The organism is Streptomyces sp. NPDC060002 (genome assembly GCF_042737245.1).
Classification (GTDB): domain Bacteria; phylum Actinomycetota; class Actinomycetes; order Streptomycetales; family Streptomycetaceae; genus Streptomyces.
This window is the reverse complement of the sequence record NZ_JBHWUW010000068.1, coordinates 16,800-40,243: the sequence shown is the minus strand read 5'-3', so window position 1 is coordinate 40,243 and position 23,444 is coordinate 16,800. Positions and strand designations below refer to the sequence as shown.

The window sequence follows — 23,444 nt, the reverse complement described above, 5'->3', positions numbered from 1 at the left end:
CCCTGGGGGGGTTTTCGGCGGGGGCTGCGCTGGGGCCCCTGGGGGGGGTCGGCAACCTCCCTGGGGCGGGTGGGCCCCACCAGCCCGCCCGGCGCTCGCGCACGAGAGCGTCCACGCGGGGCACCGCAAAAGCCGACGTCAGCTTTAGGGTGGTCGCATGAACGATCGCATGGTGTGGATCGACTGCGAGATGACCGGCCTCTCGCTGTCGGACGACGCTCTCATCGAGGTAGCCGCCCTCGTCACCGACTCCGAGCTGAACGTGCTCGGCGACGGCGTCGACATCGTCATCCGCCCGCCGGCCCGGGCACTGGAGACGATGCCGGAGGTGGTGCGCGAGATGCACACCGCATCCGGGCTGCTCGACGAGCTGGCAGGCGGGACGACCCTCGCGGAGGCCGAGGCCCAGGTGCTGGCCTATGTGCGGGAGCACGTGAAGGAGCCGGGCAAGGCGCCGCTGTGCGGCAACTCCGTCGGCACGGACCGGGGCTTCCTGGCGCGGGACATGACCGCCCTGGAGGGCTACCTCCACTACCGGATCGTCGACGTGTCGTCGATCAAGGAGCTCGCCCGGCGCTGGTACCCGCGGGCGTACTTCAACAGCCCCCCGAAGAACGGCAACCACCGCGCCCTCGCCGACATCCGCGAGTCCATCGCGGAACTGCGTTACTACCGCGAGGCCGTGTTCGTGCCGCAGCCCGGGCCGGACTCCGACACCGCCCGGACCATCGCCGCGAAGCACGTCGTGTCCAGCAGCTGACGGGGCCCCGTAAAAGGCGTGCGCGAGCACCCCCTCGGACCCTGTACACTTTTTCTCGGCCGGTAGGGAGACCGCAAAGTCCAACTGCCGGGCGTGGTGGGTGTAGCTCAGCTGGTAGAGCACCTGGTTGTGGTCCAGGATGCCGCGGGTTCAAGTCCCGTCACTCACCCTGAGTCATCAGCCGGTGACTTCCCGAGAGGGAGGTCACCGGCTGATGTGTTTCCCGGGAGGGGTCATGCGCCCGAGAGTCCCCGCCGAGCCGTTCGCGACCGCCCGGCTCGACCTTCTTCCCCTGCGCGCCGAACACGCGCCGGAGATGGCCGTCGTCCTCGGCGATCCCGCGTTGCACACCTTCATCGGCGGCGCCCCCGGCACACCCGAGGCCCTGCACGCCCGCTACGAACGGCTCGGCGCCGGTTCGCCGGTTCCGTCCGTCTCCTGGTGCAACTGGGTGCTGCGGCTGCGGGACACCGGCCGGCTGGCCGGGACCGTCCAGGCCACCGTGACCGGGCGGGACCACGCCGAGATCGCCTGGGTCGTCGGCACCCCCTGGCAGGGCCGCGGCCTCGCCTCCGAGGCGGCCGCGGGACTCGTCGGCCGGCTGCGGGCACAGGGCGTGCGCACGATCGTCGCCCACATCCGCCCCGACCACCACGCGTCCGCGGCCGTGGCCCGTTCCGCCGGGCTGTCGGTCACCGCGGAGCGGCAGGACGGCGAGGTGCGGTGGCGACTGGTCGTCGCTCCGTGAATCCGCGCCACCCTCAGGAGCACCACCCTCAGGAGCACCACGCTCAGGAGCGCCACCCTCAGGAGGAGGAGCGCCCCACCAGCTCCGTCGCCAGCACGACCTGCCGGCGCTCCAGGCCCCGGGACACCGCGGGACGGCGGTCCGCGATCTCCGTGAGGAGCAGGTCCAGCATCTTGCGGCCCATCTCCTCGATGGGCTGGCGGACGCTCGTCAGCGGCGGGTCCATGTGCCGGGCGATCGCCGAGTCGTCGTAGCCGACCATCGCCACGTCCTCGGGGAGGCGGCGGCCCGCCTCGCGCAGTGCCCGGCGGGCACCGGCCGCCATGACGTCGGAGCCCGCGAAGACCGCGTCGAGGGTGGGGTTGCGGGCGAGGAGCTCGCCCATGGCGCGATGCCCGCCCTCCTCGGTGAAGTCGCCCGGAGCGATCAGGCCCTCGTCCGCCGGGTACCCCGCGTCGCGCAGGGCGTCCCGGTAGCCGTCGACGCGCCGCTGGGCGCCGTAGACGTCCGGGCGGCCGGTGATGTGGGCGATGCGGGTGCGGCCCCGGGAGAGCAGGTGATCCACCGCCGAGCGGGCGCCGCCGTAGTTGTCGGAGTCCACGGACGGGAGGGTCTCCGCGGCGGAGCGCGGGCCGCTGATCACCGCCGGGATCTCCAGCTGGGCCAGCAGATCGGGCAGCGGGTCGTCCGCGTGGACCGAGACCAGGAGAACCCCGTCGACGCGGTGCGCCGCCAGGTACTGGGCGAGCCGGCGTCGTTCGCGATCGCTACCCGCGAAGATCAGCAGCAGCTGCATCTCGGTGTCGGAGAGTTCCGCGCCGACGCCGCGCAGCATGTCCGAGAAGTACGGCTCGGCGAAGAAGCGGGTCTCCGGCTCGGGGACCACCAGCGCGATCGCGTCCGTGCGGTTGGCGGCCAGGGCGCGGGCCGCGGTGTTGGGGACGTAGCCGAGCTCGGCGACGGCCGCCTCGACGGCCGCGCGGGTCGCGTCACTGACCCTCGGCGAGCCGTTGATCACCCGGGAGACCGTGCCGCGGCCGACACCGGCGCGCGCGGCCACCTCTTCGAGAGTCGGCCGCCCTCCGCTCCGGCTCCGCGCTCCGTGGCTTGCCATGGGCCCCGCCTTCCCGCCGTCGTTCACGCTGGCCTGGAATCTAACAGCCTCGTCCGTTCCGCCCACCTTCGCCGACGGCCGCCGTCCCCGGAGGCCCGCTTCGGCCCGCGGGGACCTTGTCCCCGGCCGCCGGACGGGCCTCGCCCCGGGACGCCGAAGGCGCCCAACTCCCGGACCCCGGACGGCCGGAGCGTCGCCGCTCGCGGCCGGAAAGCGCTGTCCCCTCGAGTTAGCTAACGGGCCGATAACTGAACGCATCTCTCCGCGTTCCCACCCTTGACACCCCCGCCCGAACCGACGACTCTTCAACACATCACCTGTGGGAGCGCTCCCACGGTACCTGACACATACATATCCCGCACGTTCCCCGCCCGAGCCGCAGCGAGTAACTAACGGGCCCAACAATGCAGTTGGCCGGGGGGTCGGCACGTCAGGGCAACAGGAGGACGCAATGCGAGCACGTACCCGAACCACCCGCCGGGTGGTGGTCCTCGCGGCCGTAGCGTCGCTGGGCGCCGGGCTGCTGGCCGGCTGTGCCGACGACGGCGGCGACGACGCATCCGACGGCTCGTCGTCGGGCAGTGGCAAGGGCAAGACGACGATCACGCTGGGTCTTTTCGGCACGATGGGCTTCAAGGAGGCCGGTCTCTACGCCGAGTACGAGAAGCTTCACCCCGACATCAAGATCGCCGAGAACGTCACGGAGCGGAACGAGAACTACTACCCGGCGCTCGTCAACCATCTCACCACCAACAGCGGTCTGATGGACGTCCAGGCCATCGAAGTCGGCAACATCGCCGAGGTCGTGGCCACGCAGGCGGCCAAGTTCGAGGACCTGTCGAAGGTCTCGGGCGTCGACAAGAGCAACTGGCTCGACTGGAAGTGGTCGCAGGGCACCACCAAGGACGGACAGACGATCGGTCTCGGCACCGACATCGGCCCGATGGCCCTCTGCTACCGCAAGGACCTCTTCGAGGCGGCCGGTCTGCCCACCGACCGCACCGAGGTCGGCAAGCTGTGGGCCGGTGACTGGAACAAGTTCATCACCACGGGTGAGCGGTACAAGGCGAAGGCCAAGGCGGGCACCTTCTTCATGGACTCCCCCGGTGGCCTGATCAACGCCATCCTCAGCAGTGAGAAGGAGAAGTTCTACGACTCCTCCGGCGAGATCACCTACAAGACGAACCCGGCCGTGAAGGCCGCCTTCGACCTGACCGCGAAGGCAGCCGAGGAGGGCCTGGTCCAGGCCCAGACGCAGTTCCAGGCGGCCTGGGACACCACGATCGCCAACAGCAAGTTCGCCACCATCGCCTGCCCGCCGTGGATGCTCGGCACCATCAAGGGCAAGGCGAAGGCCGAGGACGCCGGCAAGTGGGACGTGGCCGTCGCACCCAAGTCCGGCAACTGGGGCGGCTCCTTCCTGGGCGTCCCGAAGAGCGGCAAGCACGTGAAGGAGGCCGAGGCGTTCATCACCTGGCTGACCGCGCCCGAGCAGCAGGCGAAGCTGTTCAAGGTGCAGGGCTCCTTCCCCAGCGCGCCGAGCACGTACACGATGGCCGAGGTCACCGGTGCGAAGAACGACATGACCGGTGACTCGCCGATCGGCACGGTCTTCTCCGAGGCCGCCAAGACCGCGCCGGTGCAGGTGATCGGCCCGAAGGACCAGATCATCCAGCAGGGCCTGACCGACAACGGCGTCATCCTCGTGACGAAGGGCAAGTCGGCGGCGGAGGCCTGGGAGACGGCCACCAAGACCATCGACAACAACCTGGACAAGTGACCCGAATGGCCACCCGTCACGACACCGCCGCGCCCCCCACCAAGGAGGGGGGCGCGGCCCCGGGCCGCCCGGCCCTCGTTCCCACGGAGGCGGAGCAGCGGCACCGGGCCCGGCTGTCCCGCCGCTGGCAGCGGGACAAACGCTGGAGCCCGTACGCCTTCGTCTCGCCGTTCTTCCTGCTGTTCCTCGCGTTCGGCCTGTTCCCGCTGGTCTACACCGGCTGGGCGTCGCTGCACCAGGTGGAGATGACAGCGCCCACCGACATGACGTGGGTGGGGATGCGCAACTACACGCGCATCTTCGACGACGACTTCTTCTGGAACGCGGCGAAGAACACCCTGACGATCGGGATCATCTCGACCGTTCCGCAGCTGCTGATGGCGATGGGCCTCGCCCACATCCTCAACTACAAGCTGCGCGCCTCGACCTTCTACCGGGTCGCGATGCTCGCGCCGTACGCGACCTCGATCGCGGCCGCCTCGCTGGTCTTCGTGCTGCTCTTCGGGCGCGACTACGGCATGATCAACTGGGCGCTGCACTTCGTCGGGATCGACGCGATCGACTGGCAGAACGACAAGTGGCCGTCGCAGATCGCCGTCTCGTCGATCGTCATCTGGCGGTGGACGGGCTACAACGCGCTGATCTACCTGGCCGCGATGCAGGCGATCCCGCAGGACCTGTACGAGTCGGCTGCGCTGGACGGCGCGAGCCGCTGGAAGCAGTTCCTGCACGTCACCCTGCCGTCGCTGCGGCCGACGATCCTGTTCACGGTCGTCGTCTCGACGATCGGCGCCAGTCAGGTCTTCGGCGAACCGCTGCTGTTCGACGCCAACAAGGGCGCGTCGGGCGGCGCGGAGCACCAGTTCCAGACGCTGGGCCTGTACCTGTACGAGCAGGGCTGGGTGAACCAGCACCTGGGCCGGGCCTCGGCGATCGCCTGGACGATGTTCCTGATCCTGATCGTGATCGGCATCGTCAACTACGTCATCTCGCGCCGGCTGCGCGCCAGTAGTTAGGAGTACCGGCCGTGACGACGACGACAACGACCGCGAAGTCCGTGGAATCCGAGGATGCCGTGCCGACGGCCCGCAAGGTGCGGCGGCCGAAGTCCGCGCGGGCCGGCGGGCAGATGCACGGCGGCCCGATCGCCTACATAGTCCTGGGCGTGTTCACCATCGTTTCGCTGTTTCCGCTGGTGTGGACGGCGATCGCGGCGTCCCGCGACAACAACCGGCTGGCGCAGAACCCGCCCCCGTTCGTGTTCGGCTCGAACCTCTTCCACAACCTGGACGTGGCCTGGAACGACGCGAACCTGGGCAAGGCGTTCGTCAACACGACGATCGTGGCGGGGACTTCGGCGGCGACGATCGTCTTCCTGTCGACGATCGCCGGGTTCGCCTTCGCCAAGCTCCGGTTCCGGGGCCGGGGCGCGCTGATGCTGATCGTGATCGGCACGATGATGGTGCCGCCGCAGCTGAGCATCATCCCGCTGTACATGATGGTCGCCAAGCTGGAGTGGACGGACCAGCTCCAGGCGGTGATCCTGCCGTCGCTGGTGAGCGCGTTCGGTGTGTTCTTCATGCGGCAGTACCTCATCCAGGCGCTGCCCGACGAGATCATCGAGGCGGCCCGGGTGGACGGCGCGAGCAGCTGGCGCGTGGTGTGGCACGTGGTGTTCCCCGCGGCGCGCCCGGCGATGGCGGTGCTCGGCATGCTGATGTTCGTCCAGACGTGGAACGACTTCCTGTGGCCGTTCCTGGTGCTGAGCCAGACCGGCAACCCGACCGTGCAGGTCGCGGTCGCGGGCCTCGGCCGCGGGTACACCCCGGACCAGTCCCTGATCATGGCGGGCGCGCTGCTGGGCACGCTGCCGCTGCTGCTGGTCTTCGCGGTCTTCGGCAAGCAGATCGTGGGCGGCATCATGCAGGGCGCCGTGAAGGGCTGAGCACGCGGCACGACTCCGTACGACGCGTTACGACGCCCTCCCGTCCGTCAGTCCGTGACTTCTCGGGGGCCGGGTCACCGCCGCCCCGGCCCCTGCGCACCACTTCCCCCCGACCTCGTCGGTCTCGACGACCACCCATGGGAGCGCTTCCATGCCTGAGCCCATTACTCCGGTGACCTTCCCGCCCGCCTTCCTCTGGGGTGCCGCGACCTCCGCGTACCAGATCGAGGGGGCGGTGCGCGAGGGCGGCCGCACCCCCTCGATCTGGGACACCTTCAGCCATACGCCCGGCAAGACGGCCGGTGGCGAAACCGGTGACATCGCTGTCGACCACTACCACCGCTACCGCGACGACGTGGCGCTGATGGCGGAGCTGGGCCTGTCCGCGTACCGCTTCTCCGTCTCCTGGTCCCGGGTCCAGCCGACCGGCCGGGGCCCCGCGGTGCAGGTGGGCCTGGACTTCTACCGCCGTCTGGTGGACGAGCTGCTGGCGGCGGGCATCAAGCCGGCCGTCACCCTCTACCACTGGGACCTCCCCCAGGAGCTGGAGGACGCGGGCGGCTGGCCGGAGCGGGACACGGCGCTCCGGTTCGCCGAGTACGCGCAGATCGTCGGTGAGGCGCTCGGCGACCGTGTGGAGAACTGGATCACGCTCAACGAGCCGTGGTGCAGCGCCTTCCTGGGCTACGCGTCCGGGGTGCACGCGCCGGGCCGCACCGAGCCGGTGGCATCGCTGAAGGCGGCGCACCACCTGAACCTGGCCCACGGGCTGGGCACGTCGGCGCTGCGCTCGGCCATGCCGGCCCGCAACTCGGTGGCGATCAGTCTCAACTCCTCGGTGGTGCGCCCGCTCTCCCCGGGCGACCCGGCGGACCTGGCCGCGGTCCAGAAGATCGACGACCTGGCCAACGGGGTCTTCCACGGCCCGATCCTGCGGGGCGCCTACCCGGAGACGCTGCTCACGGCGACCTCGTCGCTGACGGACTGGTCGTACGTCCTCGACGGCGATCTGCGCGCCATCCACCAGCCGCTGGACGCGCTGGGCCTGAACTACTACACGCCCACGCTGGTCTCGGCGGCGGACGCGTCGGTGCGCGGCCCCCGCTCGGACGGTCACGGCGCGAGCGACCACACGCCGTGGCCGGGCGCGGACGACGTGGCCTTCCACCTGACCCCGGGTGACCGCACGGAGATGGGCTGGTCCATCGACCCGACCGGCCTGCACGAGCTGATCATGCGCTACACGGCGGAGGCGCCGGGCCTGCCCCTCTACATCACGGAGAACGGCGCGGCCTACGACGACAAGCCCGACTCGGACGGCCGCGTCCACGACCCGGAGCGCATCGCCTACCTGCACGGCCACCTCTCGGCGGTCCGGCGGGCGATCGCGGACGGCGCGGACGTGCGGGGCTACTACCTCTGGTCGCTCCTCGACAACTTCGAGTGGGCGTACGGCTACGAGAAGCGGTTCGGCGCGGTCTACGTGGACTACGCGACGCTGACCCGCACACCGAAGTCGAGCGCGCTGTGGTACGGCCAGGCGGCCCGCACGGGCACCCTGGCGCCGACCGAGACCACCTGACCCGGGGAGCGGGGAGAGGGCGCGGCACGCGGAGGGGGCGTGCCGCGCCCCGCTTGGCACCTGGACAACTGGTCGACTCCGGCCGGTCAGCGGCTGCCCGCTGCCGCCAGCCGCTGGGTCGGCTGCCCGGTGACCGAGGCGATCGTCTCGAAGTCGTTGTCGTAATGCAGCATGGTCAGCCCCTGGAGTTCGGCCGTGGCGGCGACGAGCAGGTCCACGGCGCCCGCGGAACGGTGCCGCCCCTTCTCGGTGAGTTCCCGCTGCACGTCCCGGGCGCGGGTGACGGCCCGTTCGTCCAGGGGCGTCCAGCCGAACAACGCGTCCAGGTCCTGGACCGGCTCGCTCCCTCAGCGATTCCCCCGCCCGGACCGGGCCCGGCGTGGTTACGCCTCCCGTGGTTCCCGTACGACCGCGACTCCGCCCGGGGGGACCGGGACCCGGCCGTCCGGCACCGGCTTTCCGGTGAGGAGTTCCACCGCGTCGGCGGACACGGTGACCTTCGCGCCCTGGCCGGCGTGGTCGATGAGGAAGACGTAGTCGGCCGCGGGGCCCCGGCGCCGGACCGCCTCCACGCCCGCGGGCAGGTCCTCCAGCACCGGCCGCACCCCCGCCTCCTCCCGGACGTGCTCCAGCAGCGCCGCCAGCGTGTCCGGGTCGGGGAGCGTGGCCAGGTACCAGGCGGTGCCCGTGCCGTAGCCGTGCCGCGTCACCGCCGGGACGCCCGCCAGAGCGCCGTCCGTGTACGAGGTCACCGCCAGGGCTCCGGCCAGGTGGACCCGCTCCGACCAGAGCGAGCCCGTGCCGCCGGAGTCCAGGCCGACCCGCTCCTGTGCCGGCAACGGGAACAGTTCGTCCGTGCGGACGCCGAGCGCCTCGCGGAACGCGCCCGGGTAACCGCCCAGCCGTACATGGCAGTTCTCGTCCACCGCCCCGCTGTGGAAGCCGACGGCCAGCGTGCCGCCCCGCTCGGTGAAAGCGGTCAGGTTCGCCGCGCCCGCGTCGTCGACGAGGTACAGGCTCGGTGCCAGGAGCAGGCGGTACGCCGACAGGTCCGCGTCCAGACGGACGAAGTCCACGGCGACGCCCGCCCGCCACAGCGGCTCGTACCAGGCGCGGACCAGCTCCAGCTGGCGGACCGACTCGCTCGGCTGGGAGGGCAGTTCCAGCGCCCACTTCGCGTCCCAGTCCCAGACGATCGCCGTCTCGGCCGTGCCCGTGCTGCCGCGCACCTCCGCCAACGCCCGCAGATCCGCGCCGAGCCGGACGACGTCCCGCCAGATGACGCTGTCGGTGCCCGCGTGCGGGAGCATCGCCGAGTGCCACTGCTCGGCGCCCGCCTTCGCCGCCCGCCACTGGAAGTAGGCGATGCCGTCGGCGCCGCGGGCCACGTGTGCCAGGGCGTTGCGGCGCAACTCCCCCGCGTTCTTGGCCCGGTTGACCTGCTGCCAGTTCACGGCGCCCGTCGAGTGCTCCATCAGCAGCCACGGCCGGCCGCCCGCGAGCGAGCGCACCAGATCGCCGCTCATCGCGATGTCGATCTCCGACTCGGGGTCCGTGGAACGCAGGTAGTGGTCGTTCGAGACGATGTCCAGTCGCGGTGCCCAGCGCCAGTAGTCCAGCGCGTCGAAGTTGTACATCACCATGAAGTTGGTGGTCGCGGGCACCGCCGGGGCGGCTTCCGCCAGCACCTCCCGCTCCGCCGTGCACAGGGACAGCAGCGCGTCGCTGGAGAAGCGCCGCCAGTCCAGCCGGTGGGTGGGGTTCGGGACGGCGCCGGTCGCGCGGGGCGGCAGGATCTCGTCCCAGTCGTAGTACCACTGGCTCCAGAAGGCGGTGCCCCAGGCGTCGTTCAGCGCGGCGAGGTCGTCGCCGTACCGGTGGCGCAGCCAGTCCCGGAACGCCGCCGCGCTCGTGTCGCAGAAGCACTCCGCGTTGTGGCAGCCGTACTCGTTGTGGACGTGCCACATGACCACCGCCGGGTGGTCCGCGTACCGCTCGCCCAGCGCGCGGGCGATCCGCAGCGCGGCCTCCCGGTAGGCGGGGCTGCTCGGGCAGAACGTCTGACGGCTGCCGTACGACAGTCGCCGGCCGTCCCGGTCCACCGGCAGCGCCTCGGGGTGGGCCCGGAAGAACCAGGCCGGCGGGGCGGCCGTCGGGGTGGCCAGGTCGGCGGCGATGCCGTGGGCGTAGAGCATGTCCAGGACGCGGTCGAGGCGCGAGAAGTCGTACACGCCCTCGGCGGGTTCCAGCAGCGCCCAGGAGAAGATGTTGACGCTGACCATGGTGACCCCGGCCTCGGTCATGAGGCGCATGTCCTCGGCCCAGACCTCCTGCGGCCACTGCTCGGGGTTGTAGTCGCCGCCGTAGGCGATTCCGGGGACGTCCAGCACGCGACGCGTCATCGGCCGCCTCCCGACAGCAGCCGGCGGGTGGTGTCCACGCCCCAGATGTCGAGCGACAGGAGCCGGTCGCTGGACGCCATCAGGCCGCCCGTCGCCTCCACGTGCGCGGCCCACCGCTCCCGGGTCTCCACCGCGGGACGGGCCATCAGGCAGTCGGGGTCGTTGGTCCAGAGCCGGCCGTGCTGCCACTGGCGGCCGGCGCCGGTGAACTCGGCCGGGTCCTGGCCGGGCTGGCTGTAGTCGTCGGCCTCGGGGCGGCGGTGCGGGGCCGTGTCCGGGCTGACCCGCATCGCGTCGAAGAGGCCGAGCGAGGGCAGGATCGGCGCGCCGCAGCCCAGCAGGTAGGCGTCCGGGCCGATCGCCGCACGGATCAGCTCGACGCCCGAGCGGTACGCCGTCAGCGCGTCCGCCGTGTCGTCGTGCCGTACGCCGTCCAGCGCGCCCGCGTACAGGAAGTCGACCTTGAAGTAGTCGTAGCCCTCGGCCCGCAGCGTGCGGAAGACGTCCGTCAGGTAGGCCGCCGCCTCGGGGTGGGTGGTGTCCAGGACCCGCAGGTCGTGGCCCCAGTTGTGGCCGGCGTGCGCGAAGCCGCCGTCGGCGGAGCGGACCAGCCACTCGGGGTGCCGGGCGGCCAGTTCGCTGCTGGGGTCGACCAGGAAGGGCGCCGTCCAGATGCCCGCGCGGCGGCCCCGGGCGCGGATGGCGTCCGCGATGCCGGACCGGGAGCGGAAGCGGCCCGAGAGGACGAGCCAGTCACCCAGGGCGCGCTGGTAGCCGTCGTCGATCTGGACGACGTCGACGGGCAGGTCGAGGGTGTCCATCGCGCGGAGGTTCTCGTGGATGTCGTCCTCGGTGACGGAGGTGAAGTACTCGTACCAGGAGCACCAGACGGTCGGCGCGGGGCGCGGGGCCGCGAGGCCGAGCCCGGCCGCCCAGTCGGACAGGAGCGCCTGGACGCCGGTGCCCGTGTACTCCTTCACCGGGCCGTCGGCGCTGATCTCCGCCACGGATCCGGCCAGGGTGAGCCGGATGGACGGCACCTTCCGCGCCGGGTCCGGCGCCGCCCACAGCCGTACCGGTGAGCCGTCGCCGGGGTCGAGGGCCAGCAGCCCCTCCCCCTGGAAGGCTGCCGCGGGGACGGTGGTCCCGGGGCGGTAGCAGACGGTCGCCCAGTTGTCGTTGGTCGGACGGTACGGGGTGTCGCGGAGCGTGTAGGTGCCGCTCGGGCTCCAGGACTGCCAGCCCTCCTCGTGGACGCGGGCACGACGCGGGTCCACGGGGACGGCGGCCACCGGGGTGAAGGGGTGGTGCACGGGGGTCTCTTTCGGAAAGGAAGGGGCTCAGCCCTTGTTGGCGCCCAGGGTCAGGCCGCTGACGAACTGGCGCTGGAGCACGAAGTACACGATCAGCGTGGGGATCGCGGTGAGCAGGGCGCCGGCGGCGACCAGGTTGGGATCGGTGAAGTACTGGCCGGAGAGGTTGTTCAGGGCGGAGGTGATCGGCATGTTCTCACCGGTCGAGATCAGCACGATCGCCCAGAAGAAGTCGTTGTAGATCCAGATGGAGAGCAGGGTCGCCAGGGCCGCCATCGCGGGCTTGCACAGCGGCAGCACGATCTGCCAGTACAGCCGCCAGACGGACGCCCCGTCGACCAGCGCGGCCTCGGTCAGTTCGTGCGGCAGCGAGCGCATGTAGTTGCTCAGCACGAAGGCGCAGAAGCCGGACTGGAACGCCACATGGATCAGGACCAGGCCGAGCGCGGAGTCGTAGAGCTTGCCGCTGACCGTGATGCCCGGCAGGTCGACCAGGAGGTACAGGCGGTACAGCGGGGTGATGATCACCTGCTGCGGAAGCAGGTTGCCGGCCGTGAACACCAGGAGCAGGAACAGGTTGACCCGGAAGTCGAAGCGGCTGACGTAGAACGCCACGCACGACGACAGGAACAGGGTCAGGAGCACGGCCGGGACCGCGATCAGCAGCGTGTTCCCGAAGTAGTGCAGCATGTCCGACTGCTGGAACGCGTCGGTGAAGTTGTCGAGGCTGAGCTTGTCGGGCCAGGAGACGTAGCCCTTCTCGCTGGTCTCCGCGTAGGGGCGCAGGGCCGCGAACAGGGCCCACAGCAGGGGCGCCAGCCAGGCCAGGGACGTCACGACGAGGAACGTGTGCAGCAGGATCCGGGCGGGGCGGACGGGGGCGCGCTGCTTGGACGCGAGGGTCGCACTCATGCTCGCCGCTCCTTCCGGAAGGTCGCGATCAGGTACGGGATGATCACGGCGAGGGAGATCACCAGCAGGACGACGGCGATCGCCGATCCGTATCCGATGCGGCTGGACTCGCCGATGATGTTGTTGGTGACCAGGATCGACAGCAGTTCGGTCCCCTGGGCGCCCTTGTTGAAGACGAAGACCAGGTCGAAGGCGCGCAGCGCCTCGATGATCGTCACCACGAGGACGACGGTGTTGGTGGGCCGCAGGGTCGGGAAGACGACGTTCTTGAACGTCTGCCACTCGTTCGCGCCGTCCAGTGCGGACGCCTCGCGCAGGGCCGGGTCGACGCTCTTCAGACCGGCCAGGTAGAGGATCATCATGTAGCCGGCGTGCCGCCAGGAGGCGGCGATGAGGATGGCCCAGAGGTTGAGGTCCGGGTCGCCGATCCAGTCGATGTAGTGGCCCGGTTCGTTGGCGCCGATCAGGCTGTTGATCAGTCCCGTGTCCGGGTTGTAGACCAGCTGCCAGACGAAGCCGATGACGGCCATGGAGACCACGACCGGCAGGAAGAAGGCCGTCTGGTAGACCCGGCTGAACCGGATCCTCTTGTCGAGCTGGACCGCCAGGAAGAGCCCGAACGGGGTCGGGATCAGGATGAGCACGACGAACCAGATGACGTTGTGCTGGACGGCGGGCCAGAACTGCGGGTTGTTGCTGAACAGCTCCTTGAAGTTGTCCAGCCCCACCCACCTGATCGAGCCGAAGCCGATGCCGTCCCAGGTGGTGAAGGCCAGGGCGACGGAGGCGAGGGCGGTGACCCAGACGAGGGCCACGTGCAGGATCGTCGGCACGCCCGCCATCAGGCCGAGCGTGAGCCGGTCGCGGCGGGTCAGCAGGCGCCGGTGGCCCTGCGGAGCCCGCTTCTTCGGGGTCGCGGTGCCCGGAGGCGGCACGGCGGCCGCCTCCGGGTGCTTCGTGGTCGTTTCGGAGCTCATGTGTCGGTGCTCATCCGCCTCGGCTCGAGCGTCTCAGCCGGACGCGAAGATCGTCTTCTTCTGACGCTCGATGGACGTCAGCAGGCTGTCGATCCCCTTGGGGTCGCGGACGAACTTCTGGAGCGCGGGCTGCATCACCGTGGACGTGAAGTCGGGCCGGCTGTCGCGGTCCATGAACTGCGTGAGGTGCTTGGCGCCGCTGATCATCTCGTACGCCTTCTTCTGCAGGGCGGTGTACGAGGAGGTGTCGGCCTTCGAGGAGGCGGCGACGACGCTCGGGTCGGCCTTGAGGTAGGTCGCCTCGGCCTCCGGGGTGCCCAGGTACTCCAGGAGCTTGACGGCGGAGGCCTTGCTCTTCGGGGCCTTGGAGAGCATGAAGCCGTCGGTGGGCGCCTCGACGGTGTCCTGGCCGTAGGCCGGGTCGATCTCCGGGAAGGCGAAGAAGTCGAGGTCGTCGGCGTCGGCCTGGTTCGTGAACTGCTGCGCGACGAAGGTGCCCAGCAGATACATGCCGGCCTTCTTGGAGACGAGGGTCTGGGCGGCGTCCTGCCAGGTACGGCCGACGGCGCCGTCCTGGTGGTACGGGAGGAGCTCGGCCCAGTGGTCGAAGGTCTTTCGGACCTTCGCGTCGGTCCAGGAGGCCTTGCCGGCCATCAGCTCGACGTGGAAGTCGTAGCCGTTGGTGCGGAAGTTGATCTGGTCGAAGGTGCCGAGCGCGGGCCAGGCGTCCTTGTCGCCGAAGGCTATGGGCACGAGGCCGTCCTTCTTCATCTGCTTGCACAGGGCGACGAGCTGGTCCCAGGTGGTGGGGACGGTGTAGCCGTGCTGCTGGAAGACGCTCTTGCGGTAGAAGAGCGCCCAGGGGTACGTGTAAAGCGGCACGAAGTAGTACTTGCCGTCCTCGCCCTTGCTGAGCGCCTTCATCGCGTCGGGGAAGTCGCCGCCGATCTTCTCCCACACGTCGTCGATCGGGGTGGCGAGCTTCTTGGCCGCGAAGAACTGCATGCGGTAGCCGGCGAACCAGTTGAACACGTCGTCCGGGGTGCCCTGGAGGTAGGAGTTGATCTGCTCCTGGAACGTGTTGTGGTCCTTGGTGTTCACGTCGACCGTGATCCCGGACTGCTTCTTGAAGGCCGCGTAGATCTCCGCGAAGGCCTTCTTCGGGACGGCGTCGGAGGCGTTGGAGCCCAGGGTGACGGTCTTCGGGTCGGCCGCGGTGCCGCTGCCGCCGCAGGCCGACAGCAGGGGTATGCCGGCGCCGAGCACGGCCGCGCCGCCCATACCGCGCAGGAGGGTGCGGCGGGTCGGGGAGGGGAGAGCGAGGCGGCCAGAGGGGGAGAAGTGGTGCATGAACGGCTCCTGACGCGAAGTTCGGCCACGGGGAGTGGCTGAAAGCCGGTCGCAATCGACCAGAAAACAACTTGACCGAACACGGGGTGGCGCAATAACAGCCGTATGTCCGGTCATGCGTCAAGAGCCGCTGGCCTCATTTGTCGAAACGTAATCGACACACCTTGATCACTTACCTGATCGTTTTCCCGCTCTCCCTCTTGATCATCCGATTGGTCACTTGTAGGCGGCGAACGCCTTCGAGAAGGCGGAGTCGGACTGGACGATCGAGCTGCACGTCGCGTCCGCGTAGTTCTCGGCCCCGCCCGCGCACTGCTTGTCCCGGGTGGCCGACCACATCGACAGCGGGCCGAGCCCCTTGGCCTTGGCGAAGGCGACGAGCTGGGCGGCGTCGTCGACCTTGAAGATCTCGGACGTGACGTCGTTCACACCGATCATCGGAGTGACTCCGACCACTTTCCAGGCCGCGCTGTCGCTGAGCCCGAGGACGCTCCTGACCTGCGCCTGGGTGGCGGTGGCGGCCTGCTCGGCGTAGGTCCCCATGTCGCCGCTGTACGCCGGCCCGTAGTCCATCGCCATGATGTTGACGGTGTCGATCCTCACGTCGGCCGATCTGGCGCCGGCCAGCAGGTTCACGCCGTCCTGCGTCAGCCCCTCGGGCATGACGGGGAGGGTGAACGACACGTTCAGGTCCGGGTGCTGCTGCTGGAGCTTGGCGATCGCCTGGGCGCGGCGGGTGTTGGCCGCGGTGTCGGGCAGCGCGCCGCCCTCGATGTCGAAGTCCACCTTGGTGAGCCGATAGGCGTCCACCGCCTTCCCGTACGCCGCCGCCAGCGCGCCCGCCGAGGAGCAGGTCGTCGCCAGCTCGGAGCCGGAGGCGCCGCCGAAGGAGACCCGGACATCACCGCCCTTGGCCCGCAGGGCCCCGATCTGCGCGGCCACGCCGTCGGTCGCGAGGTCGCCCACCCCGCCCCACTTGGGCGTGCAGCCGCCGCCGTCGGTGACGAACGCGAGGTTGTAGTCCTTCACCCCGGTCGCGCTCACGCTCGCCAGGAGATCGAAGGCGGGGTAGAGGGAGGTGTCGACGTAGGGGGCGAACCCGGCGGAGGCGGTGGTGCCGGTACCGGTGCTCGCGCTGGTGCTCGGCGCGGGAGAGGAGGGGGCCGCGGAAGAGGAGGGCGAGGAGGTGGCGGTCGGGCTCGGGGCCGTGGTGGGACTCGCGGTCGTTGTCGGTCGGCCGCTCGGCTCGGGCGTGGCGCCGTCGTCGGCGGAGCACTTGGCGCCGTCCACGAGGCAACCGGCGGGATCCGCTTGGCCGTTGACGACGAAGCCGACGGTGACGGATTCCCCGACGGCGAGCCCGTCGGTGTCCCACCTGGGCGGCGAGACGGTGACATGCCGCCCGCTGACGGCGGACTCCCCGTTCCACAGGGAGCTCAGCTTCGCCCCGGCCGGCAGATCGAACTCGAGCTTCCAGGCCGCCTTCACCTGACCGCTGTTGTTCGTCACGACGTACTGCGCGGTGTACCCCGTCGACCAGTCGCTGGTCCTGGTGTAGGCCGCCCCGACCCCGGCCGCCTGCGCGGTGCCTCCGAGCAGAACGGCTCCGCCGCCCACCACGGCCGCGGCGACCGCACCGCCGATCATCTTGTTCCTGCCACTGATCCTGCGCCGATGCGTGCTCATCACGTGCCTGCCTTCACTGCTCACGGGGATCCCGAGGGGGTGCGGCAGCACGCTAGCGAGCCCGAAGCGGGCAAAACGCCTGACAGGGAAGGCTGTTGAGGTTCTTAGGGAGCGCTTAAGGAACACATCGGGGGCGGTTAAAGGTCGAGACCGATTCGCCCCTCAGGAGCGGCCGACGACCGCCCGTCGCCGTCTGCGGACAGCGCCCCGGTGGCCCCTGCGCACCGGCTCCCGCCCGTCCAGCTGGATCCAGAGCCGCACCTCGGTGCCGCCCAGCACCGAGGAGCCGATGCGGACGTCACCGCCCGTCGACTCGGCGAGCCGGCGGACGATGTCCAGGCCGAGGCCGGTCGAGCCCGCGGCGCCCGATCCCCGGCCGCGCGCCATCGCCGCCTCGGGGTCGCGGATGCCCGGGCCCGCGTCCGAGACGAGGACGATCACCGCGTCCTCGCCGTTGTGGACGTCGACCGCGAAGGCCGTGCCCTCCGGGGTGTGCCGGAAGACGTTGCCGAGCAGGGCGTCCAGGGCGGCGGCGAGGTCGGTACGGGCCACGGGTATGCGGACCGGGCGGTCCACGCCGGCCGTGCGCACCTTGCGGCCCTCGTCCTCCGCGAGCGCCGACCAGAACGCCATCCGCTCCCTGACCACCTCCGCCGCGTCGCAGCCCGCGCCCGGACCGGCGGCCGCCGTCTGCGGCTTGGCCTCCCGCGCCGTCCGGATGATCGTGTCCACCTCGCCCTCCAGCTGGGCGACGGCGGTCCTCGTCTGCTCGGCGGCCGCGGACTCGCCCAGCGAGGCCGCGTTGAGCCGCAGCACGGTCAGCGGGGTCCGCAGCCGGTGGGACAGGTCCGCCGCCAGCTCCCGTTCGTTGGCCAGCAGTTGGACCACCTGATCCGCCATCGAGTTGAACGCCACCGCCGCGAGGCGTAGTTCGTTCGGACCCTCCTCGGGCACTCGCGCCCCGAGCTTGCCCTCCCCCAGCTCGTGCGCCCCCTCGACCAGCCGTCTCGCCGGCTGCACCATGCGGACGCCCAGCCGGTCGGCGACGGCGACCGAGCCGACGACCAGCGCGGCCCCGACCGCCGCCAGCACCGCCCAGGCCGTGCCGACGCCGTTGCTCACCTCGGACTCGGGGACGTACACCTCGATCACCACGGTCCCCAGGCTCAGCGCGACCGGCTGGAGCAGTGCGGAGCCTCCGGGGACCCCGGTGGTGGAGGCGCGGCCCAGCTTCCGTACGGCCGCGATGTCCGCGTCCGCGGCGCGCTGCCGGCCGAGGTCGACGGCGGCCCGGCCGTCGCTCGCCGGCAGGTGCACCGCCATGCCGTCGTCGGAGCCCGCCGAGGCGACGACCCGCTCCAACTGGTCGCGGTCGGTCGTGATGGACAGCGCCGGGACCACGACCGCGGCCTCCCGCTCGGCGTTGGAGAACGCGCGGTCGCGGGCCATCTCCTTGATGACGAGACCGAGCGGGACGGCGAAGGCGATCACGACCATCGTGGTGACCGCCAGGCAGACCTTCACCAGTGCCCATCTCATCCGACCGGTCCCGTCCCCCCGGAGTCGCAGGCGGGCGGCTCCAGCTTCACGCCGACGCCCCGCAGGGTGTGCAGATAGCGCGGCCGTGCCGCCGTCTCGCCCAGCTTGCGGCGCAGCCAGGACAGATGGACGTCGATGGTCTGGTCGTCGCCGTAGGACTGCTGCCACACCTCGGCCAGCAGTTCCCTGCGCGGGACCACGACCCCCGGCCGGCCCGCGAGAAAGGCCAGCAGGTCGAACTCGCGGCGGGTGAGGTCGAGCCGTCCTCCGTCCAGCTCGGCCTGGCGGCGCAACGGGTCGACGGTCAGACCGCCGACGCGAAGGACGCTGGAGGGCGAGGCCTCCGCGGCACCGGACCGGGCCCGCCGCAGCACGGCCGCCATCCGCGCCGACAGATGCTCCACCGAGAACGGCTTGGTCAGGTAGTCGTCCGCGCCCGCGTTCAGCAGCCGGACGATCTCCGTCTCGTCGTCGCGCGCGGTGGCGATGATGACCGGCACGTCCGTGATGCCGCGCAGCATCTTCAGGGCCTCGGAGCCGTCCAGATCGGGCAGCCCGAGGTCGAGAATGACCACGTCGAAGCGGAAGTGGGCGACCTCGCGCAGCGCCTCCAGTGCCGTACCGACGCTGCGCACGAGGTGCGAGGCGTCGGTCAGCTGCCGGATGAGCGCCGAGCGTACGAACTGGTCGTCCTCGACCACGAGCACACTTGCCATGCGCCGCAACCTACGCCATGCGGACGGACGTCATTCGGGCCTGTGGACAACTCGGCCCCTGTGGACGACCGGTGAGGCGACCGTGCGCGGCCGTGGGGACATCCGTGCGGCACGGGTGAGGCGCGTGGGGCAAGATGGCCCGCGATGCGCAGAGGACTCGTACACGTACTGGCCTGGTCGCTCGCCACGGGCGCGGCGGTCACGCTGTCGTGGTGGGGTGTCCACACGGTGATGACGGGCACGGCCTACGACCCGCCGCGCGCCCTGCCGCTCACCGCGGGCGACGCGATCACGCGGGAGTCGACGCCGCCGGCCTCGCCGACCAGCGGCCCGCCCGCGTCGCGGAGCGCGTCCCCGACCCCGAGCCGGACCCCGGCGACCCCGGCCCCCTCTCGGACGGCGGCGGCCGCCGGCCCCTCCCCCAGCGCCTCCAAGACGCCCCGGAGCACGTCCCGAGGCACGGTCAAGAGCTACGACACCGACGGCGGGCTGGTCGTCTTCGACCTGGGCGAGGTCTCCGCGTCGCTGGTCTCGGCGACGCCGGGCGCGGGCTGGTCGATGCAGGTGTGGAAGACGGAGTCGTGGATCCGGGTGGAGTTCAGCTCCGGAGCGGACCGGGTGTCGGTGTTCTGCACCTGGCACGACGGGCCGCCCCGGGTGGAGGTGGGCACTTACTGACGCCCGGGACCTCCGGCCGGCCGACGGACCGGCCTAGCGGAAGACCGAGGGCGGCGGGGCCGGTGACGCCACCGCCGACGCGTCCACGACCGGTGCCGCGCCGCCGGTGAAGTCGGTGAGCGCCCTGCCGTGCTCGACCCGGCCGGGGTGCGGGTCGGAAGCGGCCCGGCGGGTCAGTTCGGCGGTCGGCAGCGGCAGGTCGGAGGCGGCGAGTACGGCGTTGCCGAACCGTTTGCCGCGCAGCACGGTGGGGTCCGCCACCAGCGCGAGTTCCGGGAACCGGGCGGCAGCGGTGGCGATCTGGCCGCGCAGGTGCGCGAGCGGCGGGCCGTCGGCGAGGTTGGCGGCGTAGGTCCCGCCGGGCTTGAGCGCTCTGCGGACCTCGTCGAGGAACTCGGTCGAGGTGAGGTGGGCGGGGGTCCGGGCGCCGCTGAACACGTCCGCCAGGACGAGATCCGCCCACCCGTCGGGCACCTTGGCGAGGCCCTCACGTGCGTCGACCGACCTCACCCTGATACGCGCCCCCGGGTCCAGCGGCAGCTCTCGGCGCACCAGTTGGACGAGGGCCGCGTCCCGTTCGACGACCTGCTGGGTGGAGCGGGGGCGGGTCGCGGCGACATACCGGGCGAGGGTGAACGCGCCGCCGCCGAGATGCACGACGTGCAGGGGCTTGCCGGGCGGTGCGACGAGGTCGATGACATGACCGAGGCGCCGCTGGTACTCGAAGGAGAGGTAGGCGGGATCCTCCAGGTCGACATGCGACTGGGGGGCTCCGTCGATGAGCAGCGTCCAGGCCCGCGCCCGGTCCCGGTCGGGTATGAGCTGGGCGAGCCCGCCGTCGACGGGCTCGACGACGGCGGCGTCGGCGTCCCGCTCGCGCCGGTTGTTCCTGGACTTTGCCATGACAGCATTTTCGCAGGCCGCGGGCGCTCCCCGCGCGCCCGACCGAACAGGGGGCGGACAGGGGCCTGACAGCGGGCGGGCTGGGGCTGGGCAGAGACCGGACAGCGGTCCCGAAGCCGACGGGCACGCGCGCACGGAGCTGACAGGCAAGCGCGCACGGAGCCGACGAGCACGCGCGCGTGGGCTCGGTGCCCGCGCACAGCCGGGTCCCGCGCCGGTCACACCGCAGGCGCCCTCACCGGCAGCTGTCCGCCGCCTCGATCAGCCGGGCCGCCTCGCCCAACGCCCGCCGCAGCACCGCCGGATCCGTCGCGAGGTCCGCCTCGCCGGGGGGCACCAGCCAGCCCGAGCCCCCGACCGGCGGCTCGGGGTCGAGTCGCAGTCCCCTGCCGTCGGTCTCCGTGCAGGTACTGCCCGGCATGTCCCATGCCGCCGCCGTCCCGGCCGGCACCACGAAGCCGAGCGTGTCGTCGCCGTCGTCGTGCAGGACGGGCCCCACCCCGTCCCCCGTCGACGCCCTTCGCAGGATGTCGACCGCCTCCAACCCCTGACGGGTCGGCACCGTCACCAGGTCGCACGCCGCCACCGCTGTCATAGAAGAAACGTTGCTCTGGCTGGTCTCCATCCCGGCCTCCACCGCGCAGCCCGCCTGTAGTCCGCAAGGCTCAACGCCTGACGGCGTCAAGGGCTACGGCGGAAGTCCGCCGCAAAGGATGGCAGTTCATGGCAGATCGTGGATGAGATATCCGGTTTGTAGCCAAACACCGCATGGCGGCCCGACCACAGCAGGTACGTTCTTGCCCGCCGGGAACAAGGGTGCCACACGGACAACTCATCCCTATTCCGGCATGGTTCGACGGTTCGCACGAGAGGACCCGGCCATGGCGTCGTCACCGGTGACCCCACCTCGGCCCGACCGGCCGGCACGGCCCAACCTCGCCTTCCGCCACCTGCGCGGACATCGCTCACCCGCCGAGTTCGCCGCACTCGTGCGGCGGGCCGCGCGCGAGATCGGCGAGTGCGTCAGCTGTGACGCGCGCTACATCGGGCGCGTCGAGGCGGGCGAGATCCGCTGCCCCAACTACGCGTACGAGCGGGTGTTCCTGCACATGTTCCCCGGCCGCACGCTCACCGACCTGGGGTTCGCGCCCCGCGCGTCCGTGCGCGGACGAGGGGCGCGAACCCCTGAAGACGCGCCCTGCGCGCACACCACGAGACCGGAGCGCACTACCAGTGACGAGCGGAACACGGCTGAGACGGGTGGGGCGCACGAGCCGTATGACACGCAGGACCCGTACGACAAGCACCACGACCACGAGGAGAGCGACGTGCTGCGTCGCGCATTCATGACCGGCGGAGGCGCCACGATGGCGGCCGCCACGCTGGGCCCCCTCGGGCTCGCCCACGACGCGTCGACGGATCGTCCCGTGCGCCGCGCGGGAGCGAGCGAGGCCGGCGCCCTCGAAGAAGCGGTCCGCAGGATCCGGCTGCTGGACGACCGGCACGGGGCCGACGGCCTCTACCGGCGCGCGGCCGCCCCGCTGCGCGCCGCCTTCGCGCTGCTGGACGCCGGGACGGCCCGGCAGGCGACCGCCGACCGGCTCCACTCGGGCGCCGGTGAGCTCGCCATCTCGGTGGGCTGGCTGGCACACGACTCGGGCCGGTTCGACGACGCGCGCTCGCACTACGCGGAGGCGCTGGCGACCGCCCGGATGACCGGGGACCAGGGACTGGAGGCGCACGCCTTCTGCAACACGGCGTTCCTCGCCCGGGACGCGGGCCGGCCCCGTGAGGCCGTCCGCGCCGCCCAGGCCGCCCAGCGCGTCGCCCGCCCCCTGGGCTCACCCCGCCTGATGTCGCTGCTGGCGCTGCGCGAGGCGGGCGGCTGGGCAGGGCTCGCCGACCACACCGGCTGCGCGCAGGCCCTCGTCCGCGCGCAGGCCCTCTACGACCGGGGTCCCTGCGACAGCGACCCCGAGTGGATGAGCTTCTACGGCGAGGCCGAGCTCGAGGGGCTCGAGGCACAGTGCTGGTCGACCCTCGGCGACTGGCCGCGCGCGGCCCGGCACGCCAAGCGGGCGGCGGACCTCCAGGACCCGCACTTCTCCCGGAACATCGCGCTGTACACGGCCGAGCTGGCGGACGACCTCGCGCGCGGGGGCCGTCCCGACGAGGCGGCGACGGCCGGGATGCGGGTCCTGGACCTGCTGGACCAGGTCCAGTCGTCCCGGATCCAGACGATGCTGGCGGGAACGGCCAGGGTGTTGCTGCCGCACCGGCGGGCGGGGGGCGTGTCCACGTTCCTGGAGCGGCACGCCTCGACACCGCGGATGGTGTGAGACCAGGTCCCCGGAACCGCGCGCGGTGACCGCGACCGCCTACGGCTGCCCGAGGTGCCCGAGGTGCCCGAGATCGTTCCAGCTCTCGATCGCCGGTTCGCCGTAGGCCCAGCCCAGGACCGAGAGCGACGTCGGGTTCAGACGTATCCGGGCCGCGAAGTCCAGCGGCAGACCCAGCCAGCGTGCCCCGATGGACCGGAGGATGTGCCCGTGGGCGAAGACCAGCACGTCCCGGTCGGCCGAGCGGGCCCAGGCGACCGCCTCGTCCGCGCGGGCGGTCACCTCGGCGAGGGTCTCGCCCTCGGGGACGCCGTCGCGCCAGATGAGCCAGCCGGGCCGGGTGGCCTGGATCTCGGCGGGGGTCATGCCCTCGTAGGCGCCGTAGTGCCACTCCATGAGGGTGTCCCAGGTGGTGGCCCGCTCACCGAAGCCGGCGAGCTCGCACGTCTCCCGCGCGCGTGCCAGCGGGCTGGTGCGTATCTCCACGTCCGTCAGGCCGTCGTACGGCGTCCGGTGCAGCCGCTCGCCGAGCAGCTCGGCCCCCCGGCGGCCCTCCTCCAGGAGCGGCACATCGGTCCTGCCGGTGTGCTTGCCGGACAGCGACCACTCCGTCTGTCCGTGCCGGGCCAGCAGGATGCGCGGTGCCATGGGGGACCTTTCCGGGGAGACCCTGAGAGGGATCAGGGGAGAAATCAGGGGC

At 71.3% G+C, this 23,444-nt stretch carries 20 protein-coding genes, 1 tRNA gene and 1 pseudogene; 9 read left to right on the top strand and 13 right to left on the bottom strand.

Translation table 11 applies throughout. The features are described from left to right. The first annotated feature begins 157 nt into the window (after positions 1 to 157). From orn to ACFWBD_RS36565, 3 genes are all read left to right on the top strand, one after another. Positions 158 to 760 carry an oligoribonuclease gene (gene orn / locus ACFWBD_RS36575; RefSeq protein ID WP_385676848.1) on the top strand — a complete coding sequence of 201 codons (603 nt, stop codon included), beginning with the start codon at positions 158 to 160 and terminating at the stop codon, positions 758 to 760. A gap of 96 nt (positions 761 to 856) precedes the next feature. Further along, positions 857 to 929 (top strand) — tRNA-His (locus ACFWBD_RS36570). Between the two features lie 66 nt (positions 930 to 995). Then, positions 996 to 1,508: a GNAT family N-acetyltransferase gene (locus tag ACFWBD_RS36565; RefSeq protein ID WP_385676844.1), complete on the top strand. Its 513-nt coding sequence runs from the start codon at positions 996 to 998 to the stop codon at positions 1,506 to 1,508. Positions 1,509 to 1,566: 58 nt separating this feature from the next. Here ACFWBD_RS36565 and ACFWBD_RS36560 read toward each other — a convergent pair whose 3' ends face one another. Beyond that, positions 1,567 to 2,622, bottom strand: a complete 1,056-nt coding sequence (locus tag ACFWBD_RS36560; RefSeq protein ID WP_385676841.1) for a LacI family DNA-binding transcriptional regulator — start codon at positions 2,620 to 2,622, stop codon at positions 1,567 to 1,569. 451 nt (positions 2,623 to 3,073) lie between these two features. Between ACFWBD_RS36560 and ACFWBD_RS36555 the strand changes: the two genes are divergently transcribed. The 4 genes from ACFWBD_RS36555 to ACFWBD_RS36540 all read left to right on the top strand — a co-directional run bounded on the left by ACFWBD_RS36555 (position 3,074) and on the right by ACFWBD_RS36540 (position 7,929). Further along, positions 3,074 to 4,402 (top strand): ABC transporter substrate-binding protein, encoded by a 1,329-nt coding sequence (locus tag ACFWBD_RS36555; RefSeq protein WP_385676838.1) that lies wholly within the window; start codon positions 3,074 to 3,076, stop codon positions 4,400 to 4,402. A gap of 5 nt (positions 4,403 to 4,407) precedes the next feature. Next, entirely contained in the window at positions 4,408 to 5,418 is a 1,011-nt protein-coding gene (locus ACFWBD_RS36550; protein WP_385676851.1) for a carbohydrate ABC transporter permease, read from the top strand. Between the two features lie 11 nt (positions 5,419 to 5,429). Beyond that, on the top strand, positions 5,430 to 6,347 hold the full coding sequence (locus ACFWBD_RS36545) for a carbohydrate ABC transporter permease (protein WP_385676834.1): 918 nt from the start codon (positions 5,430 to 5,432) through the stop codon (positions 6,345 to 6,347). 151 nt (positions 6,348 to 6,498) lie between these two features. Continuing rightward, positions 6,499 to 7,929: a GH1 family beta-glucosidase gene (locus tag ACFWBD_RS36540; protein WP_385676831.1), complete on the top strand. Its 1,431-nt coding sequence runs from the start codon at positions 6,499 to 6,501 to the stop codon at positions 7,927 to 7,929. Positions 7,930 to 8,015: 86 nt separating this feature from the next. Here the strand turns inward: ACFWBD_RS36540 and ACFWBD_RS36535 are convergent. From ACFWBD_RS36535 to ACFWBD_RS36495, 9 genes and pseudogenes are all read right to left on the bottom strand, one after another. Next, positions 8,016 to 8,264, bottom strand: a pseudogene (locus ACFWBD_RS36535) (PIN domain-containing protein); the annotation flags it as partial. Positions 8,265 to 8,312: 48 nt separating this feature from the next. Next, entirely contained in the window at positions 8,313 to 10,331 is a 2,019-nt protein-coding gene (locus ACFWBD_RS36530) for a beta-galactosidase (protein WP_385676827.1), read from the bottom strand. Further along, entirely contained in the window at positions 10,328 to 11,644 is a 1,317-nt protein-coding gene (locus ACFWBD_RS36525; protein ID WP_385676822.1) for a glycoside hydrolase family 36 protein, read from the bottom strand. The genes ACFWBD_RS36530 and ACFWBD_RS36525 overlap by 4 nt, the downstream gene beginning before the upstream one ends. A 27-nt stretch (positions 11,645 to 11,671) precedes the next feature. Then, entirely contained in the window at positions 11,672 to 12,556 is an 885-nt protein-coding gene (locus ACFWBD_RS36520) for a carbohydrate ABC transporter permease (RefSeq protein WP_385676819.1), read from the bottom strand. Next, positions 12,553 to 13,533, bottom strand: a complete 981-nt coding sequence (locus ACFWBD_RS36515; RefSeq protein ID WP_385676816.1) for a carbohydrate ABC transporter permease — start codon at positions 13,531 to 13,533, stop codon at positions 12,553 to 12,555. Before ACFWBD_RS36515 ends, ACFWBD_RS36520 begins: the two co-directional genes overlap by 4 nt. Before the next feature lie 33 nt (positions 13,534 to 13,566). Next, positions 13,567 to 14,883 carry an ABC transporter substrate-binding protein gene (locus ACFWBD_RS36510; protein WP_385676813.1) on the bottom strand — a complete coding sequence of 439 codons (1,317 nt, stop codon included), beginning with the start codon at positions 14,881 to 14,883 and terminating at the stop codon, positions 13,567 to 13,569. Positions 14,884 to 15,099: 216 nt separating this feature from the next. Next, entirely contained in the window at positions 15,100 to 16,569 is a 1,470-nt protein-coding gene (locus ACFWBD_RS36505) for a cellulose binding domain-containing protein (RefSeq protein ID WP_385676809.1), read from the bottom strand. A gap of 162 nt (positions 16,570 to 16,731) precedes the next feature. Continuing rightward, the gene (locus tag ACFWBD_RS36500) at positions 16,732 to 18,108 is read right to left on the bottom strand and encodes a sensor histidine kinase (RefSeq protein WP_385676806.1); all 1,377 of its coding nucleotides are present in this window, start codon (positions 18,106 to 18,108) and stop codon (positions 16,732 to 16,734) included. Further along, the gene (locus ACFWBD_RS36495) at positions 18,105 to 18,824 is read right to left on the bottom strand and encodes a response regulator transcription factor (protein ID WP_385676803.1); all 720 of its coding nucleotides are present in this window, start codon (positions 18,822 to 18,824) and stop codon (positions 18,105 to 18,107) included. The genes ACFWBD_RS36500 and ACFWBD_RS36495 overlap by 4 nt, the downstream gene beginning before the upstream one ends. 144 nt (positions 18,825 to 18,968) lie before the next feature. Between ACFWBD_RS36495 and ACFWBD_RS36490 the strand changes: the two genes are divergently transcribed. Then, positions 18,969 to 19,502, top strand: a complete 534-nt coding sequence (locus tag ACFWBD_RS36490) for a hypothetical protein (RefSeq protein ID WP_385676800.1) — start codon at positions 18,969 to 18,971, stop codon at positions 19,500 to 19,502. Between the two features lie 33 nt (positions 19,503 to 19,535). Here ACFWBD_RS36490 and ACFWBD_RS36485 read toward each other — a convergent pair whose 3' ends face one another. Both ACFWBD_RS36485 and ACFWBD_RS36480 read right to left on the bottom strand, forming a co-directional pair. Then, positions 19,536 to 20,405 (bottom strand): spermidine synthase, encoded by an 870-nt coding sequence (locus tag ACFWBD_RS36485; protein ID WP_385676797.1) that lies wholly within the window; start codon positions 20,403 to 20,405, stop codon positions 19,536 to 19,538. A 235-nt stretch (positions 20,406 to 20,640) separates the two neighbouring features. Continuing rightward, positions 20,641 to 21,030 (bottom strand): hypothetical protein, encoded by a 390-nt coding sequence (locus ACFWBD_RS36480; RefSeq protein WP_385676794.1) that lies wholly within the window; start codon positions 21,028 to 21,030, stop codon positions 20,641 to 20,643. Positions 21,031 to 21,286: 256 nt separating this feature from the next. Between ACFWBD_RS36480 and ACFWBD_RS36475 the strand changes: the two genes are divergently transcribed. Then, positions 21,287 to 22,744: a hypothetical protein gene (locus ACFWBD_RS36475; protein ID WP_385676791.1), complete on the top strand. Its 1,458-nt coding sequence runs from the start codon at positions 21,287 to 21,289 to the stop codon at positions 22,742 to 22,744. A gap of 39 nt (positions 22,745 to 22,783) precedes the next feature. Here ACFWBD_RS36475 and ACFWBD_RS36470 read toward each other — a convergent pair whose 3' ends face one another. Continuing rightward, positions 22,784 to 23,392: a histidine phosphatase family protein gene (locus tag ACFWBD_RS36470; protein ID WP_385676788.1), complete on the bottom strand. Its 609-nt coding sequence runs from the start codon at positions 23,390 to 23,392 to the stop codon at positions 22,784 to 22,786. Positions 23,393 to 23,444: the final 52 nt, after the last annotated feature.

What these genes read in the sequence shown, in the direction of transcription:
- ACFWBD_RS36540 (WP_385676831.1), top strand. Translation starts at nt 6,499, where the DNA reads ATGCCTGAGCCCATTACTCCGGTGACCTTCCCGCCCGCCTTCCTCTGG.
- ACFWBD_RS36480 (WP_385676794.1), bottom strand. Translation starts at nt 21,030, where the DNA reads ATGGAGACCAGCCAGAGCAACGTTTCTTCTATGACAGCGGTGGCGGCG.
- ACFWBD_RS36565 (WP_385676844.1), top strand. Translation starts at nt 996, where the DNA reads ATGCGCCCGAGAGTCCCCGCCGAGCCGTTCGCGACCGCCCGGCTCGAC.
- ACFWBD_RS36500 (WP_385676806.1), bottom strand. Translation starts at nt 18,108, where the DNA reads ATGAGATGGGCACTGGTGAAGGTCTGCCTGGCGGTCACCACGATGGTC.
- ACFWBD_RS36490 (WP_385676800.1), top strand. Translation starts at nt 18,969, where the DNA reads ATGCGCAGAGGACTCGTACACGTACTGGCCTGGTCGCTCGCCACGGGC.
- ACFWBD_RS36515 (WP_385676816.1), bottom strand. Translation starts at nt 13,533, where the DNA reads ATGAGCTCCGAAACGACCACGAAGCACCCGGAGGCGGCCGCCGTGCCG.
- orn (WP_385676848.1), top strand. Translation starts at nt 158, where the DNA reads ATGAACGATCGCATGGTGTGGATCGACTGCGAGATGACCGGCCTCTCG.
- ACFWBD_RS36470 (WP_385676788.1), bottom strand. Translation starts at nt 23,392, where the DNA reads ATGGCACCGCGCATCCTGCTGGCCCGGCACGGACAGACGGAGTGGTCG.
- ACFWBD_RS36530 (WP_385676827.1), bottom strand. Translation starts at nt 10,331, where the DNA reads ATGACGCGTCGCGTGCTGGACGTCCCCGGAATCGCCTACGGCGGCGAC.
- ACFWBD_RS36505 (WP_385676809.1), bottom strand. Translation starts at nt 16,569, where the DNA reads ATGAGCACGCATCGGCGCAGGATCAGTGGCAGGAACAAGATGATCGGC.
- ACFWBD_RS36495 (WP_385676803.1), bottom strand. Translation starts at nt 18,824, where the DNA reads ATGGCAAGTGTGCTCGTGGTCGAGGACGACCAGTTCGTACGCTCGGCG.
- ACFWBD_RS36560 (WP_385676841.1), bottom strand. Translation starts at nt 2,622, where the DNA reads ATGGCAAGCCACGGAGCGCGGAGCCGGAGCGGAGGGCGGCCGACTCTC.
- ACFWBD_RS36485 (WP_385676797.1), bottom strand. Translation starts at nt 20,405, where the DNA reads ATGGCAAAGTCCAGGAACAACCGGCGCGAGCGGGACGCCGACGCCGCC.
- ACFWBD_RS36520 (WP_385676819.1), bottom strand. Translation starts at nt 12,556, where the DNA reads ATGAGTGCGACCCTCGCGTCCAAGCAGCGCGCCCCCGTCCGCCCCGCC.
- ACFWBD_RS36475 (WP_385676791.1), top strand. Translation starts at nt 21,287, where the DNA reads ATGGCGTCGTCACCGGTGACCCCACCTCGGCCCGACCGGCCGGCACGG.
- ACFWBD_RS36555 (WP_385676838.1), top strand. Translation starts at nt 3,074, where the DNA reads ATGCGAGCACGTACCCGAACCACCCGCCGGGTGGTGGTCCTCGCGGCC.
- ACFWBD_RS36510 (WP_385676813.1), bottom strand. Translation starts at nt 14,883, where the DNA reads ATGCACCACTTCTCCCCCTCTGGCCGCCTCGCTCTCCCCTCCCCGACC.
- ACFWBD_RS36550 (WP_385676851.1), top strand. Translation starts at nt 4,408, where the DNA reads ATGGCCACCCGTCACGACACCGCCGCGCCCCCCACCAAGGAGGGGGGC.